General features: G+C 70.9%; 19 protein-coding genes. 2 read left to right on the top strand and 17 right to left on the bottom strand.

The genetic code is table 11. The features are described from left to right. Nucleotides 1-29: 29 nt before the first annotated feature. The 7 genes from AC02VZ_RS09765 to AC02VZ_RS09735 form a co-directional block, all read right to left on the bottom strand. Nucleotides 30-284, bottom strand: a complete 255-nt coding sequence (locus AC02VZ_RS09765) for a hypothetical protein (protein ID WP_476475122.1) — start codon at nt 282-284, stop codon at nt 30-32. 304 nt (nt 285-588) lie between these two features. Further along, the gene (locus AC02VZ_RS09760) at nt 589-921 is read right to left on the bottom strand and encodes a hypothetical protein (protein ID WP_432053691.1); all 333 of its coding nucleotides are present in this window, start codon (nt 919-921) and stop codon (nt 589-591) included. Further along, nucleotides 918-2153: a hypothetical protein gene (locus AC02VZ_RS09755; protein ID WP_476475121.1), complete on the bottom strand. Its 1236-nt coding sequence runs from the start codon at nt 2151-2153 to the stop codon at nt 918-920. The genes AC02VZ_RS09760 and AC02VZ_RS09755 overlap by 4 nt, the downstream gene beginning before the upstream one ends. A 49-nt stretch (nt 2154-2202) precedes the next feature. After that, entirely contained in the window at nt 2203-2466 is a 264-nt protein-coding gene (locus tag AC02VZ_RS09750; protein ID WP_432053689.1) for a hypothetical protein, read from the bottom strand. A 196-nt stretch (nt 2467-2662) separates the two neighbouring features. Beyond that, nucleotides 2663-3172, bottom strand: coding sequence for a hypothetical protein (locus tag AC02VZ_RS09745; RefSeq protein WP_432053688.1), 510 nt, complete (start codon nt 3170-3172; stop codon nt 2663-2665). A gap of 79 nt (nt 3173-3251) precedes the next feature. Continuing rightward, nucleotides 3252-3527: a hypothetical protein gene (locus AC02VZ_RS09740; protein ID WP_432053687.1), complete on the bottom strand. Its 276-nt coding sequence runs from the start codon at nt 3525-3527 to the stop codon at nt 3252-3254. A 193-nt stretch (nt 3528-3720) separates the two neighbouring features. Then, the gene (locus AC02VZ_RS09735) at nt 3721-3852 is read right to left on the bottom strand and encodes a hypothetical protein (protein ID WP_432053686.1); all 132 of its coding nucleotides are present in this window, start codon (nt 3850-3852) and stop codon (nt 3721-3723) included. Between the two features lie 21 nt (nt 3853-3873). Between AC02VZ_RS09735 and AC02VZ_RS09730 the strand changes: the two genes are divergently transcribed. Continuing rightward, complete coding sequence (locus tag AC02VZ_RS09730; protein ID WP_432053685.1) at nt 3874-4269, top strand: endonuclease domain-containing protein; 396 nt, start codon at nt 3874-3876, stop codon at nt 4267-4269. Between the two features lie 8 nt (nt 4270-4277). Here AC02VZ_RS09730 and AC02VZ_RS09725 read toward each other — a convergent pair whose 3' ends face one another. From AC02VZ_RS09725 to AC02VZ_RS09710, 4 genes are all read right to left on the bottom strand, one after another. Continuing rightward, nucleotides 4278-5591, bottom strand: a complete 1314-nt coding sequence (locus tag AC02VZ_RS09725) for a DNA cytosine methyltransferase (RefSeq protein WP_432053684.1) — start codon at nt 5589-5591, stop codon at nt 4278-4280. 297 nt (nt 5592-5888) lie between these two features. Further along, nucleotides 5889-7250 (bottom strand): replicative DNA helicase, encoded by a 1362-nt coding sequence (gene dnaB, locus AC02VZ_RS09720; protein ID WP_476475120.1) that lies wholly within the window; start codon nt 7248-7250, stop codon nt 5889-5891. After that, the gene (locus AC02VZ_RS09715; protein WP_476475119.1) at nt 7247-7825 is read right to left on the bottom strand and encodes an ATP-binding protein; all 579 of its coding nucleotides are present in this window, start codon (nt 7823-7825) and stop codon (nt 7247-7249) included. Before AC02VZ_RS09715 ends, dnaB begins: the two co-directional genes overlap by 4 nt. Beyond that, nucleotides 7822-8901 (bottom strand): hypothetical protein, encoded by a 1080-nt coding sequence (locus tag AC02VZ_RS09710; protein WP_476475118.1) that lies wholly within the window; start codon nt 8899-8901, stop codon nt 7822-7824. The genes AC02VZ_RS09715 and AC02VZ_RS09710 overlap by 4 nt, the downstream gene beginning before the upstream one ends. 161 nt (nt 8902-9062) lie before the next feature. Between AC02VZ_RS09710 and AC02VZ_RS09705 the strand changes: the two genes are divergently transcribed. Next, a complete protein-coding gene (locus tag AC02VZ_RS09705; protein WP_476475117.1) occupies nt 9063-9362 on the top strand; it encodes a type II toxin-antitoxin system prevent-host-death family antitoxin in 300 nt (99 codons plus the stop codon). 61 nt (nt 9363-9423) lie between these two features. On the opposite strand, the gene AC02VZ_RS09700 is transcribed toward AC02VZ_RS09705, so the two are convergent. The 6 genes from AC02VZ_RS09700 to AC02VZ_RS09675 all read right to left on the bottom strand — a co-directional run bounded on the left by AC02VZ_RS09700 (nt 9424) and on the right by AC02VZ_RS09675 (nt 13554). Beyond that, complete coding sequence (locus tag AC02VZ_RS09700) at nt 9424-10209, bottom strand: helix-turn-helix domain-containing protein (RefSeq protein ID WP_476475116.1); 786 nt, start codon at nt 10207-10209, stop codon at nt 9424-9426. After that, the gene (locus AC02VZ_RS09695) at nt 10206-11006 is read right to left on the bottom strand and encodes a hypothetical protein (protein WP_432053676.1); all 801 of its coding nucleotides are present in this window, start codon (nt 11004-11006) and stop codon (nt 10206-10208) included. Before AC02VZ_RS09695 ends, AC02VZ_RS09700 begins: the two co-directional genes overlap by 4 nt. Continuing rightward, nucleotides 11003-11350 (bottom strand): hypothetical protein, encoded by a 348-nt coding sequence (locus AC02VZ_RS09690; RefSeq protein WP_432053675.1) that lies wholly within the window; start codon nt 11348-11350, stop codon nt 11003-11005. Before AC02VZ_RS09690 ends, AC02VZ_RS09695 begins: the two co-directional genes overlap by 4 nt. 85 nt (nt 11351-11435) lie before the next feature. Continuing rightward, the gene (locus AC02VZ_RS09685) at nt 11436-12446 is read right to left on the bottom strand and encodes a methyltransferase (protein WP_432053674.1); all 1011 of its coding nucleotides are present in this window, start codon (nt 12444-12446) and stop codon (nt 11436-11438) included. Beyond that, on the bottom strand, nt 12443-12850 hold the full coding sequence (locus AC02VZ_RS09680; RefSeq protein WP_432053673.1) for a hypothetical protein: 408 nt from the start codon (nt 12848-12850) through the stop codon (nt 12443-12445). Before AC02VZ_RS09680 ends, AC02VZ_RS09685 begins: the two co-directional genes overlap by 4 nt. Continuing rightward, nucleotides 12847-13554: an exonuclease domain-containing protein gene (locus AC02VZ_RS09675; RefSeq protein ID WP_476475115.1), complete on the bottom strand. Its 708-nt coding sequence runs from the start codon at nt 13552-13554 to the stop codon at nt 12847-12849. Before AC02VZ_RS09675 ends, AC02VZ_RS09680 begins: the two co-directional genes overlap by 4 nt. Nucleotides 13555-13602: the final 48 nt, after the last annotated feature.

Genomic DNA, 13602 nt, shown 5'->3' with positions numbered 1-13602 from the left:
CCCCGGAGTTGGGGCGGCGGCAGGACGGGTCAGGGGGTGGGGTGGCTGCCGTTGATCCGGCGGGCGACGGTGGTGGCCGTCTCCCAGAGGGGGTAGCCGGGCTCGTGCTCACGGAAGGGGGCGAGCCAGGCGAGGGCGTTGGCCGTTGCCTCCAGCCAGTCGGCGACGGGATCGGCGAGGCCTGCGAGGCGGCCAGTGATCTCCGGGGCGACGTCTCGGAGGGTGTCGGCGGCCTGCTGGAGTTCGGCGGCTTGGGGCCAGGTGGTGCGACGTTCGACGGTCACGCGGCTTCCCTGTAGTCGAGTGGTTGGGTGCGGGCCCAGAGCGGCGGCGCTGTACGCCCGCCTGGCGGGCGGGGAGGGGTTGTTGCGGTGCTGGAGTCGCCGGGGCCGGGGTTAGGCGCTCCTGCGGGCGTCCAGGCGGCTTCTCGGGCGCGCCACGCCGCGACGGCCGCCACCACCTTCCGGACGGCGGCACGGGCAAGCCACGCCACGCCGGCCACAGCGAGCGCCCCTACCGCGGTCACGGCGCACACCCAGACGACCGCGCCGACGATCACGTGCTGCGCGGCGGACACCATGTCGGCGATCACCGGACGCCCCCGTCCTGCCGCCGCGCCGATCGGGCCAGCGCCTCGGTGGCGGTGATCCCGTTCACGGTCACGTGCGGCGCCGCTTCCTTCGCGAGGCGCAGCGCGGTGTCGAGGTCGAACCGGTGGGTGGTGAGCCAGTCGTCGTCTCGCTCGGAGGGGATGGGCTCCCAGTCCCATCCGCCGGCGTGGTTCATGCACTGCCGGTGGCGGGTGACGGCCCACTGGCCGTGGCCGCGGTAGTCGACGGTGATCTCGTAGAGGGGGCTGTTGATGTCCGTTTCGGGGAGGAGGGTCACGGCGTACTGGGTGACGGTGGCGTAGGCAGTCACGATGCGGCCCCGTCCTGCCGCGCCCCGGTGGCGGGCTTCAGCGTCCCGATGCAGACGGCTCGACACGAGCAGTCGGGCGGGCAGCCGCGGGCGGTCGTGGTGTCGGGTGTCTCGTCGGCCGGGCGGCGAGGCGCGGGCCCCGGGTCCTGGGCGTCGGTCGTGATGGTCAGCCGGTGGCTGGCGCTGTACTCGCCGCGGACGAGGTCGGCGATGCACAGGGCGGCGGTGTTGGCGGTGGTGGGGTCGGAGTGGTGGATGGTGATGTGGACGTGCCGGGCCCCGGGCTGCTCGTCGGCGGCGTGACGGCGCATCTCGGCTGTGGCCCAGGTGATCCCGTTCTGCACGGCGATCGGGAAGTCCGCGCGGGTGGCGTCGATGCGGTCGGCGGCCCAGCGGAGGACGGCGGCCCGGTCGGCGGGCTCGGGCAGCACGGCGGCGGGGCGGCGGCGCAGTCGGTCGGCGATCTCGCAGTGGCAGACCTCGGTCGAGGGCTCGACGCACCCATGTTCGGGGCAGTGCTCGACGACCCAGTCGGCTTCGCGGAGGCCGGCGGCCTGGTCGGTGGTCGGCAGCGCGGCGGCGATCCCGGCGAGCGCCTCCTCGCGAGCCTCGGGCAGCAACGTGTCGTTCAACGCAGCCTCCACGGCGGCGAGGGCAGCCTCGGCGATCTGCTCGCGGGTCTGGTCGGTGGCGGGCGCGGCGTCCTCTGCCTCGGCTCGCAGCCAAGGCCACTCCCGGTACAGGACCTCAAGGACGCGATCAGCCTGCTCCCGACGGTGCGCCACGGGGGGCACGGTCTTGATCCGGCCGAGGGCTTTCACGATCTCGTCGCGGAGTTCGGCGCGGTGGGACGGCGCGGTCTCGGTCGCGGGCGCCTGCCGGGCCATGGCGGCCGGCCGGTAGGCGGGGCAGTCGCAGGAGTAGCACTCGCCCGCGTCGGGCTCGTGCTCGGGCTCGATGTGCCCGCACCCGCAGGGCGTGTACTCGGGGCCCTCACCGTGCGGGACGCGGGCGGGCGCCTGCCCAGCAGACGACACGGCGGGCTCGCCCCCCGCAGCCTTCCGCGCACGGTCGAGCCGCTGTTCTGCCTGACGGCGCAGCCACGCAGTCACGGCGGGCCGCGCCTCGACCGGGATGTTGCTGACGGCTACGCCGATGCGGACTTCCTCGGCGGCAGCCCGCAGAGCCTCGATGGCGCCCTCAGCGCGGGCCCGGGTGGTCGGGATGGTCATGGTGGTCCTTTCGTGGCCGCCCCACGACAGGGGCGGCCGGTCGTGGTGGTCAGGCGGCGGGGTGCCCGGCGGGTGCCGGACCGTGGTCGACGGAGCCGAGCACCTCGCGGCAGGTGCATCCGTCGACCGGGGACCAGGACGGGCAGACGCTGACCGCCTCGGCGTTGTGGCTGCACGGGTCGAGCCAGCACTCCTCGCTGCAGCCGCACTTGTCGTTGTTGTGCCAGCGCGGCACGGGCTGACGGCACAGGTCGCAGACGAGGTACGGGTTAGCGAAGCTGACGTAGACGTGCGTGCGGGTGTGGGTACGCATCAGGTGCTCCTCGGGTGGTGGGGCCGCCCCGGGCTGGGGCGGCCGGGCGGGTGGTCAGGCGGCGGCGGTGCGGAGTTCGTCGGCGGGGCTGGTCACGGGGTGGTCCTTTCGGGTTTGGGTTGGTGCCCGGTCCCCCGGGCGGTACGGTCCGGGCCGGCCCCCGGGGGCGATAGCCGCGCCCCCGGGGCACGGCAGCTCACGGCGTGGGAACGGCGACGGGCTTGCGCTGGCAGTCAGTCCAGGCGACGACGGCCGGGAACGGGTCGGCATCTCCCGTCGGCGGCTCCGAGCAGGCCTCGCAGACCTCCATCTGCCGGAAGTGCGAGCAGGTCTCCTTGCCGGGGATCTCGTCGCCGTCGTCAGTGAAGAACTCCTCGCACTCGCGTTCCAGGCACTCCAGCCCGGCAACGTCGACGGTCACGGGGCGGTGCTGCGGGCCGGTGGTCGTGGGCAGCGGCCGGGCGTGGTCGCGGTTCTCGCAGTGGGACCACGGCACGATGTCGCCGTGCTCGGCGGTGCAGGCCGGGCAGCCGATTCCGGCGGGCGCGGGCAGGCACAGGACGCCGTCGTCGTAGGGCTGGTGGCCCAGCGTCATCCACTCGTCCCAGGCGTCGGTGTGGCGCTCGGGGATCGGCTTGTGCGGGCAGTGCTCGGTCTCGGCGTCGAAGTAGAACTGCTCGGGCTCGTGGGCAGTCGGGTCGGTCATGGGTTCCTCCGGGTGGTGGCGGGTTGGGTAGGGTCGGGCCAGACCCGGGGCGGATTGCAGCCGCCCCGGGTCGCGGCATTCACGGGGTGGGGGTCTCGGGGTCAGCCGTCACCTGCGAGTTGAAGCAGGTGTCGCAGTGGCGGTCGCCGCACGGCTTGCTTGCCGCGTGGGCGGCTTCGATGCGGCGCAGCTCGGCGCGGATCTCGGGGTCCCTGATGATGTTTCCGGCGATCCAGAAGGCGAGCTTCCACGTCGCGACGCTGGTGTTGACCTCCTGGGCGATCAGGTGCCGGAGCCGGTCGTCGGCGGGCGGGTAGGCCACGGGGTTCTCCTTGGGTTCGATACGGCTGGTCACAAGGACCAGAGGCTGGGTTGCATGGGCTGGAGTTCGAGGGCGGTCTGGTCGGGGTGGATTTCGACCGCCGCCTCGGCGGCCCGGATGGCGGGCGGGCGACGGGGCGGGGCGGACAAGCGGCGGGCACACACCGGGCCCAAGCCCGACGGCGACGGACGGGACAGGCGCCGGCCGCACGCCTGGCAGCGGGACATCAGGCGGCGACCTCGAGGCCGGCCGTCCCCTCGTGCCGGGACAGTTCCTCGCCGGTGATCGCCTCCACCAGCGCGCGCACCAGCACCTCGGCAGCGTTCGGGGTGACGGCATTTTCTGCCCAACTCACCATCTCTGCAGGTAGAGTCGGGCAATGAGGACTCCGCGCACCAACTGTGCCCAGTGCGGCATCGCACTTACGGCAGCGAACGCATACCGCCGCGCCGACGCCACTACCTTCCGCTCGCGTTGCCGGGCATGCCATGCGCTCTACCGGCGTCGCCGCCACGACGCGCAAGAAGATGCGCGACGCGAGGCCCTGGGCTTCAGTCAGACCGTGGAGTGCTCCATATGCGGCGCCACTGAGACTGTCACGCGATCCGGGCGCGTCCGCCGCCCCACGGTTGACCACTGCCACGCAACCGGCGTGATCCGCGGCATTCTGTGCAGCCGCTGCAACGCTGGTCTGGGCATGTTCGGTGACGATCCGTCGCGGCTCCGGGCTGCTGCTGCATACCTTGAACAAGCCCGGACCAAGGCAGTGAGTTGAGTTCGTAGTCACGCCGCCACCGCCAGGTCGTCCCGGTAGCCAGAGCCGAGGACGGCCTCGGCCACCATGGCGAACAGGTCGCGGGCGGCCGGCGGGGTGACGGCGTTACCTGCCAGCCTCACGCGCTCCCGCTTGTTGCCCAGCCAGATGTACTCCTCGGGGAACTCCATCGCCGCGGCGTACTCGGACGGCGCCAGCATCCGGAAGCCCAGATCCTCCACCGCCGCCACGGTGCCGCCAGGCACCAGACCGTGGTGGTTCCCCGACGCGCACACCGTCGCCAGCGGATCCGACGCCAGCCGGTGAGTGGACCCGCCACCGCGCAGCTCCGCGATGAACGGCGGGACCGCCACTCCGGTCTCGTTCCGCGCCGTGCACGTCCGCAGCGGAAGCGACGCCGGACGCGCCACCTTCCCCTCGCGGCCCTCCACCGGAACGATGATCGGCGCCCCGTACTCCGTGAACCCGTCCAGGACCCGCTTCATGGTCTTTTCAGCAAGCGGCCGGGTGCGGTCCCCGATGCGCTGCGCGGGCAGCTTCCAGTCGATCGCGTCGGCGGCCGGGCGGACCTCGGGGAACACTTCGGCGTGGCAGCGGGCGGTGGGGCACCGCCACACGTACTGGCTCTTGTACTTGCCGTACTGGCGCTGCGGGTTCTTCCACGCCTGCACGGCACGCACCGGCTTGTCGCACTGCCCGCAGTGGGCGGCCGGGCGGAGGAACTTGTCGAAGTCCGGGTCGCGTTCGCCCTCGAGCCAGAAAACGACGTACATGCGGTCACGGGACTGCGGGGCACCGGGCCCGAGCGCCTGGGCGTGCATCGAGTTCAGGCAGACGAGCCGGGACCGGTACTTCATGGCGTGCATGGCGGAGATCCATGCGGGCCACAGGATCCAGTCGCGGGCGTCCACGACGTTCTCCACGATGATCGCCCGGTAGCGGTGGAACTCGGCGAACCGCACGACGTCCCACATGGTGGCCCTCGAGCGTTCCGCGGCCTCGTCGGGGAGGATCTCGCCGAACAGGTCCGGGGTGGCGTCACGGTGCCGCCGGGCGCCCTTCGCGATGGAGTGGTTCGTGCACGACGGGGAGAACCAGGCGAACGTCGTCGTCGGGTAGCGGCGTGGGTCGACCTGGGAGATGTCGGCACAGTCGTGGTCGGTGTCGGGGTGGTTGGCGTTGTGCACGTCGACCGCGAGCCGCCAGTGGTTGAGGGCGGTACGGACGATGCCTCCGGCCTGGCGGATGCCGGTGGAGGAGCCGCCCGCGCCAGCGAAGCCGTCGGTGGAGTCGGCGGCGAGGGTACGAAGGTTGACGAGCATCAGGCGGCGTCCTTCCGGTGGGTGGTGGGGTTGCTGCCGCAGCGGGCGCAGGTGCAGGTGCCGGGCGGCGGGGTCGGGCCCGTAGCGGCGGTGCCGAAGGCGGTCATGCGGCGCTCCTCCTTGTTCGGGCCTTGTGGCGGTGGATCTCGGAGTAGGCGGACAGCAGTCGACTGGTGGCCCAGCGATGGCCACAGGAGGGGCACTCGTAGCCGTGGACCATCGAGTCGCCGCGGCGGCGTTCGACGGCAGGGCATATGCCTCGGCGGCAGCAGTTGGGGCAGGAGTCGGTCATGGCCATCACGTCTGCGCCATGTCGACGAAGCGGCTGTAATGCCCCTGGAAGGCCGTCGTGATCGTGGCCGTTGGGCCACCGCGGTTCTTGGCGACGATGAAGTCGGCCTCACCCGCCCGGGGGGATTCCTTGTCGTAGGCGTCTTCACGGTGCAGGAGGATCACCATGTTGGCGTCCTGCTCGATGGCCCCGGATTCGCGGAGGTCGGACAGGAGCGGCTTCTTGTCGGTGCGCTGTTCCGCTCCCCGGTTCAGCTGCGACATGGCGATCACGGGTACCTGGAGCTCGGCAGCGAGCTTCTTCAAGCTGCGGCTGATCTTTGCGACTTCCTGCTGCCGGTTCTCGCTTCGGCCGGACAGTTCGCCTTCCATGAGCTGCAGGTAGTCGACGACGACGAGGCGCAGTTCCCGCTTGCGGGCGATGCGCCGGCAGTGGGAGCGGATTTTCGTCAGCGTCAGTCCGGGGTCGTCGACGATGTCCAGCGGCGCATCGTTGATCATCGGCCACACCTTGGCAAGGCGCGTCCAGTCGTCGTCGGTCATGCCGTTCTGGCTCTGCAGGTGGTGCAGGGCGACCCGCGCCTGCGCTGAGGCGATCTTCATCTTCAGTTCGGTGCGGGACATCTCCAAGCTGAAGAACACGGCCGGCAGGCCCTCGACGATCGTGGCGTGGCGGACGATGTCCACGCCGAGCGTGGACTTGCCGATGGCGGGGCGAGCCGCGATGACGATGAGCTGACCGGGCTGGAGGCCGTTGGTCAGCGAGTCAAAGTCGGTGAATCCGGTCTTCACACCGCGGGCCGGACCGTGCTTCTGAAGGTTCTCGAGTTCCTCGAGGAAGTCTTCGCCGTCGGCGCCGATGAGGGTGTCTTCGTTGCTGCCGCTGGTGTCGTCGACGATGCCGTCGACCTCGGCACGCAGGTCGTCGAGGAGTTCATCGGTTTCGCCAGCGCCGTTGGCGATCTCGTGCAGGGTGCGGGTGCAGGCCGACTGCAAGTTCCGCAGAAGTGCCTTCTCGCGGACGATCTCGGCGTAGAACGCGCCGTTGGCGGCGGTGGGCACCTGCTGGACGAGGTGGTGCAGGTAGGTGGCGCCACCTACGCGGCTGATGTCTCCGCTCTTGGCCAGGTCGTCGGCGAGGACGATCGGGTCAACGGGCGCTCCGTCGAGGTAGCGCGCCACGATCGCACTGAAGATCGTCTGGTGAGCGGGTCGGTAGAAGTCGGCGGGCTTCTTGACGATCTCCGTGACGTCGGCGACCGCATCCCGGGACAGCAGCATCGCTCCGAGGACGCACATCTCCGCCGGCACGTCCTGCGGCGGCAGCGCCTCGCGGCGCGGCTCGGGCTCGTACTCGTCGTGGGTCACTTGGTGTTGCCCTTCCTGCGGTCGGCTCCGGTGAACTGGGCGACGGTGGCGCCGTCGCCGATGCGCGAGGCGGCACGGTCTCCGAGGACGGTGCGGATCTCGGGGGTCGTCAGGTTCGTGGCGATGAGCGTGGGACGGCGGTTCTGCCAGCGGGCGTCGATGAGCTCGCTGATGGCGTCCGCGGTCCAGTCGTTGACGGCTCGGGCGCCGAGGTCGTCGATCGCGTACAGGTCCGCCTCGCGCCAGGAGGCGAGCCGCTCGTGGTCGATCGGCCGGTCGGTGGCGAGCTTGACGTCGTAGGTGGTGGCGATGCGGAAATGGCCCCGCCATCCACGGCGGATGAGCGTCTCGTTGAGCTTCCACAGGTGCCACGTCTTGGTGGTGCCGATCTCGCCGGTGAGGATGAGCGAGCCGTGGTGGCCGGCGAGGTAGTTGTCCATCCACGCGCGGATGTCGTGGCGGAGTTCGCCCGGGTCGGCGAAGGCGGCTGGCCGTCGGTCGAGGAAGGCTTGGAGGCGGTGGGCGACGGCTTCGGCTTGGGCTTCGGCCAGCCAGGCGTCGTGGTCGGTGCTCATGATGCGAACAGGTCCTCCACGGATGAGTTGGTGTAGTCGTCTGCGGTGTGCGTGTCGGCTCGGGAGCCGGTGCCTCCGACGGAGTGCAGCTGGGGCCGCTGCTGCCGGCGCTCGACGGTCCACTTGTGGGCGCGTCGGATCCACTTCTGCCACTCGTCGTTCCAGTTGCTGCGGTGCTGACCGTTGGCGCGGAAGTGGCTGATGAACTGGGCGGTCTCGTAGTCGATGTCGACGAGGTCCGAGTAGCCGTCGCGCTTGGCCCACCGGCGCAGGCCGTCGCTGACCGCGAATCCGCCGTCGAGATCGATGGGGGCGTCGCCGTAAGGCGGCGTGGCGCTCAGCGCGCTACTACCTGAGGTGTCTCCACCCCCCTCAACCACAGCGGGGTTTGGGGCAGGGGTAGGGGTAGGGGCAGGGGCAGGGGCAGGGGAATGCGCGCGTGATGTGCGCGCGCGCCCGCGCGTAGAGGGTTTCGGACCCCCTTCGGCAGGGGGCTGCGAAGGGGTATCGGAGGGGGTTGCCGAGGGGGTTCTGGAAGGGGTTCCGTTACCCCCTGCGGAAGGGTCCGGGCTGGGGGTCCCGAACGCCTTGCGGAGGGTGTTGATGTGGTCGGTCACCTGCTGCCGAATGGACGGGCCTTCGGTGCCGTTGCGGAGCTTGGTCGGATCCGCGCTCAGCTCTTCGAGAGGGATGCGGTCCATCTCCATCAGCAGGGCCTGCTGGAGCTTGCGAGAGGAGATCTCGAGCGCTCCGGACACCATGGCACCCATGACCTTCGGCATCCGCCAGACGCCGTCGTTGCGGACGAAAGAGCGGATGAGGAGTTCTTCGGTGTCGTCGTCGACGACGACGAATCTGGTCTCTTCGAGCCGGCCGATGCGCTTCTCGAGCTCGGCGACCGTGAGGCCGCGGGCCTTGCGCGCCCACCGTCGCAGGGTGAGGTCGAGCAGGCCGGCGTGGTTGAGATTCGGCTGCGAGATGAGGAACAGGTAGAGGCGCTGTTCCTCCTCTTCGAGCGCGATGAAGTCGGCGTCCTCCCAGATGCTGGTGAGGATCCGGCCGTGGCCACGAGCCATGAGTCGTTGTCCTTCGGAAAGAGTGCTGGTTGGGGGTATTTGGGCGCGCGAAACCAGGGCGTCTAAGGCGGCTTGTCACTACCGCCCCGCTCGTAGCCATCATAGCTAAGACAGCGAAGCCGCTGTGGTGTGTGGCGTGACAAATCCGCTACGCTGTTGCCATGACCGCGACCCCCACCGAGCACCGCGCCAAGATCGCCGAAGCCCGTAACGTCCTCGGTGAGGTCATCTCGCGCGCCCGCTTTGGCAATGAGCCGACGATCCTCATCAACCGCGGCAAGGAAGCAGCCGTGATCGTCAGCCACCCCTTCTACGAGCAGGCGAAGCGCGACCGCGCGCTCATCGAGCTGCTGAAGCGGCGCGCCGAGGAGGGGCAGGCCGGCGACACCGCGGACGCCCGACTCAAGGGCGAGGCCCTGCATGTGGCGCTGGCTGCCGCGGAACGCGATATCGACGACTGACATCTCCCCCTCCTCTCTCCTCCGTGGGCCCCGCCGTGTGGCGGGGCCTTTGCCGTGCGGGTCAGGCCGCGGTCTGCTGGGTTGCGGCTTGGCGGCAGGGCGGGCAGACGGGGGTCCGGGTGCGGTAGTGGGCGCGGCGGCCTCGGGGGGTGCCGCACCAGCCGGTCCAGTCGGGCCAGGCGTCGGGGTCGTCAATCTGGTCGTCGTCCCAGGCGCCGACCGGGGCCCAGCGGTTGGAGACGGCGATGAGGCGTGCGGCTGCGGCCCGGTGCTCGGGGACGCCGGCCGTTACCGGGTCGACGTGCCAGAGCTGGTCGTAGAGGGCGCTGACCGCTTTGGCGGTCCCAACCTCGATGAGGTTGCCGACGAAGATCCGGCTGAAGTTGGCGCGGTTCATGCCCATGCGGCGGGACAGCTCGGCCTGGGTCCAGCCCGCGGCGACGAGGGCTTGGAGTCGGCGTCGTGTTCCGGTGCCGTCGATCGGTGTGCGGTCGCTGAGGTTGTCGAGGGTGGGCTGGACGGCGAGGATCTTGCGTGCGGTTTCGGGCCGGACTCGCCGTGTGGGTGGCAGGTCGCGGCGCCGGTCTCCGTACAGGAGCTTGCACACGGCACCGGTGGAGACGCCGGCCAGGCGGGCGACGCGCATCCAGCCGATGCCGAACTCGCCGAGCGCGCGCACGTGAGAGCGGACGGGTTCGGCGTCGACAAACGGCTGCCAGCGCCCGTAGGCCATGGCGCGGTACCGGTTGTTCTCGTAGTCGCGGACCGCCTTGCGGCATGCGAGGCAGCGGCACTTCTCGAGGTGGTACTTGGCGTTGCCGTGCGGGCGGCGGGTCTGGCGGGTCATGCCGCCTCCTGGAGCGCGTGGTGGGTGACGCGTCCGCGGGCGCGGGTGACGGTCCGCTTGTGGCAGCCGAGCCGCATGGCGATTTCGGCGGCGGTCATGCCTGCACGGGTGAGGCGGGCGACCTCGAGCGGGTCGACGGCTTCGCGCCGGCCCGGTCCGCCCTGTCGTCGTTCGCAGGTTTCGGGCTGACAGTTGGGGTCGTCGATGTCGTCCCAGGCGAGGGGCCCGTGCCAGCCCTTGTTGCGGGCGAGGGTGGCGGTCTGCTGGCTCGGGCCGGGGATGGCGGACAGGCGGCGGTACAGGCGGGCGATTGCGGCGGCTTCTGCCGGGGTGACGTACTTGGTGTTGCCGTTGGTGATGTGCTTGATCCGGTCGGCGGTGATGTCGAGTGCGGCGGCGAGGTCGTAGCGCCGGTGTCCGAGGACGCGGAGGGCCTGGAGTCGGCGGCGGGTGCCGGTGGCGTCGATGCGGTGCGTGTTGGGGGGCGGGGTGGTGACGGGGATGGCGAGGATGGCGGCGGCCCGCCACTTCGCGGTCTTTTCCTGGGCGCCGACGTAGACCTGGTGGATGCTGGCGGCTTCGACGCCGCTGGCTCGGGCGATCTGTCGTTGGGTCCAGCCGGCGGTCATGAGGTCTTGGATGCGTTGGCGGGCGGGTCCGGCGTGGGTCATGCGGTAGTGGCCGCGGGCGTGTTCGACCCGGAGCTGCTTGGTGTAGCGGCTGGCGGCTGTGCGGCAGCCGTCCGCCCGGCAGCCGGAGAGGTAGCAGTTGCGGGACGGCGGGTGGGCGGTGGTCACGGGTTCTCCTTCCGGGGTTGGGTGTCGGTGTTCCAGGCGTCCCAGCACTGGTTGAGGAGGTCGTTGTCGGTGCCGGGTTGGGTGGGGATGAGGGGCGCGGTGTCGATGGCGTCGCGGAGCCGGGTCATCTGTGCGCGTTCGCGGGCGATCTGTTGGCGGCGGCAACGGGTGTGGTGCCGGTAGTGGAGGTAGGCGCGGAGGGTGCGGGCCGCGCGAAGGCACGCGACGGCAGCCCAGTAGCCGGTTGTGATGGTCAGGTAGGCGGCGCAGGCGGCCATGAGACCGGCGGAGACCATTGCGGCCCAGAACGCGGCCTCGACGGTGTCGACGGCGTGGTGGGTCACGGCCGCCTCCCGCGGGTGGCGAGCGCGAAGATGACGGCGGCGACACCGATGGTGAGGCCGTAGCAGGCGAGGAACAGGACGGCGGTCACGACGCCTCCCCGAGGTCGAAGGTGAGCTGCTCCTCGCGCGGCGCGGGCAGGTCGACCACGTCCGCTTCGGGGGCCTGTTCGGCTCGGCTGATCGGGAGTGCCAGTTCGCGGGCCAGGTCGTCCATGATCAGGATGGCTTCCCGCAGGTGGTCGGCGATCTCGCGGGCGATCTCTGCCGGGTGCTGGAACTCCGGCTCCGGCACGGCGGGCGTCCTCCGTGCGGGCCAGATGGTCGGCTGGGCGTTGGCGGGCCGGGTGGCGGGGATGGTCACGATGACGGTGGGCACGTCGGTGCCGGACTCCCTGAACGCTCCCTCGGCGACGGCTTCGACGGTCCCGCCGCGGGCTTCGACCAGGGCTCGGAACGCGGCGGTCTTCCTTCCGTGTACGGCAACGGTCCACGACATGACCGAGACGAGGAGCCCGTCGGGCTTGAGGAAGCGAAGGGCGTGTTCGACGTGTTGCATGTCGGTGCCGCGGGTGAACGGCGGGTTCATGACCACGCGGTCGTAGCGGGGCTCGGCAGGCACGGTGAGGAAGTCGGCGACCGTGAGCGTGCGCACGCATCCGGCGTCGGCGAGGACGGCCGCATACCCGGGGTCCTGCTCGATGCAGTCGAGGACCGCGCCCCGCTCGGCTGCCGCGGCGGCGATGGCGCCGGAGCCGGCCGACGGCTCGAGCACCTCCAGGCCCGGCTCGATCGCGGCGAGGTCGATGACCCGCTGGACAATCGCGGCCGGGGTGGGGAAGTACTGGGCTTGCTGCCGCTTCTCCCGCAGCGTCACCACCGTGCCGGTGGCGAGCACGGGGGCGAGCGCGTCGGCGGCGTCGACGGGGAACACGTGCGCCTGGGCGCCGGTCGTCCACCGGCCGCCGACTGCTTCGAGGACCTCGTTGACGCGCTGGTACAGCTTCGGGTCCATGCGCGGGCCGGTCAGCACCAGGTGGGTGCCATCGGTAGCGACGCGGGTTGTCAGCACGGTGAGGATGTCGTCGGTGAGCTTCACGCTGCCCGCCTTTCGGCTGCGCGCGCTGCACGTGCTGCGGCGCGGTCTTCGCGGCGTCGTCGTGCGACGGCTTCGCGGTGGGCGGCGGGGACGCCGATCCACACGTGGACGAGGCTGCGGCGGCAGCGGGCGGACTGCCCGTAGCCGTGGTGGCGGATGATTCCGGCGTCCTGGAGCCGGCCGGGGAGGCCACCCCACTGGCTCTTGGGCGAGGGCGGGTCGGGGAGGTTGTGGGTGCGGCTGATCTCGTCGACGGTGAACGGGCGGCCGGTGTCGGCGGCGGCCACGAACGCGGGCCACACCTCGTCCACCCACGCCTCGAAGTCGTCGACGCGGCGGCGGGACTTCGCCGGGGCCGGGGCGGCTATCTCCGTGCCGTCGAACGCGGGCTGGATGAAGCTCATGAAACGGCGCCTTCCAGTTGGCGGGGGATGAGGGGCCAGGCGCCCTCGACGACGGCGTCGGGGCGGGTCTTCCGGAAGTGCTCCTGCAAGCTCGCGGCCTGTTCTGCGGCCCACCAGATTTGGGCGTTGTGGAGCTCGTCGAGGCTCATGGCGGCGAGCTTCGGGTGGGTGGCGCCCTGCCTCCAGGCGATGCGGCATGCGGCGATCGCGTCGGCGTCCGCGGAGTGCGCCGCGTCGAGAGGGACCCGGTAGTGCTCGCATAGGGCGGTGAGGGTGCGCTTCCCGGGTCGGTACCGGTCGACTTCCTTGTCGATGACGAACGGGTCGATGACCGGGCCTGCCGGGAGCGAGTCCAGGCCGTACCGTTCGGCTTCGCGGTCGAGGAGGGTCAGGTCGTAGCGGGCGTTCATCGCGACGATCGGGATGCCGGACAGGATCACCTGGGTGAGGGCGCCGTGGATTTCCTCGACGGCGAGTCGCAGGGCGACGCCCTGCTTGTGGGCGTGTTCGGTGGTGATGCCGTGGACTGCAGTGGCTTCGGCGGGGATGTCGTGCCCGTCGACGTCGGTCAGCCAGTTCGCTGCCTGGGCGGGCTGCTTGTCGCCGACTTGGATGATGCAGGCGGTGACGATGCGGGCGGTCAAGGGGTCGGGGCCGGTGGTCTCGAGGTCGAAGCCGGCCATGCGGCCGAGGTGCCAGGCCATGACGTGCTTCCTTCCGTGTGGTGTGCTGGGTTCCGGGGGCCGTTCGCA

The organism is Streptomyces sp. 3-6 (assembly GCF_056323165.1).
Note: the sequence above shows the minus strand (reverse complement) of the source record. Positions and strands in the feature narration are given on the sequence as shown.

Bases quoted from the DNA above. Each gene is read 5' to 3' on its own strand.
- AC02VZ_RS09715 (WP_476475119.1), bottom strand. From the start codon at position 7,825: ATGAGCACCGACCACGACGCCTGGCTGGCCGAAGCCCAAGCCGAAGCC.
- AC02VZ_RS09705 (WP_476475117.1), top strand. From the start codon at position 9,063: ATGACCGCGACCCCCACCGAGCACCGCGCCAAGATCGCCGAAGCCCGT.
- AC02VZ_RS09730 (WP_432053685.1), top strand. From the start codon at position 3,874: ATGAGGACTCCGCGCACCAACTGTGCCCAGTGCGGCATCGCACTTACG.
- AC02VZ_RS09700 (WP_476475116.1), bottom strand. From the start codon at position 10,209: ATGACCCGCCAGACCCGCCGCCCGCACGGCAACGCCAAGTACCACCTC.
- AC02VZ_RS09725 (WP_432053684.1), bottom strand. From the start codon at position 5,591: ATGCTCGTCAACCTTCGTACCCTCGCCGCCGACTCCACCGACGGCTTC.
- AC02VZ_RS09745 (WP_432053688.1), bottom strand. From the start codon at position 3,172: ATGACCGACCCGACTGCCCACGAGCCCGAGCAGTTCTACTTCGACGCC.
- AC02VZ_RS09675 (WP_476475115.1), bottom strand. From the start codon at position 13,554: ATGGCCTGGCACCTCGGCCGCATGGCCGGCTTCGACCTCGAGACCACC.
- AC02VZ_RS09735 (WP_432053686.1), bottom strand. From the start codon at position 3,852: ATGGTGAGTTGGGCAGAAAATGCCGTCACCCCGAACGCTGCCGAGGTG.
- AC02VZ_RS09710 (WP_476475118.1), bottom strand. From the start codon at position 8,901: ATGGCTCGTGGCCACGGCCGGATCCTCACCAGCATCTGGGAGGACGCC.
- AC02VZ_RS09750 (WP_432053689.1), bottom strand. From the start codon at position 2,466: ATGCGTACCCACACCCGCACGCACGTCTACGTCAGCTTCGCTAACCCG.
- AC02VZ_RS09755 (WP_476475121.1), bottom strand. From the start codon at position 2,153: ATGACCATCCCGACCACCCGGGCCCGCGCTGAGGGCGCCATCGAGGCT.
- AC02VZ_RS09680 (WP_432053673.1), bottom strand. From the start codon at position 12,850: ATGAGCTTCATCCAGCCCGCGTTCGACGGCACGGAGATAGCCGCCCCG.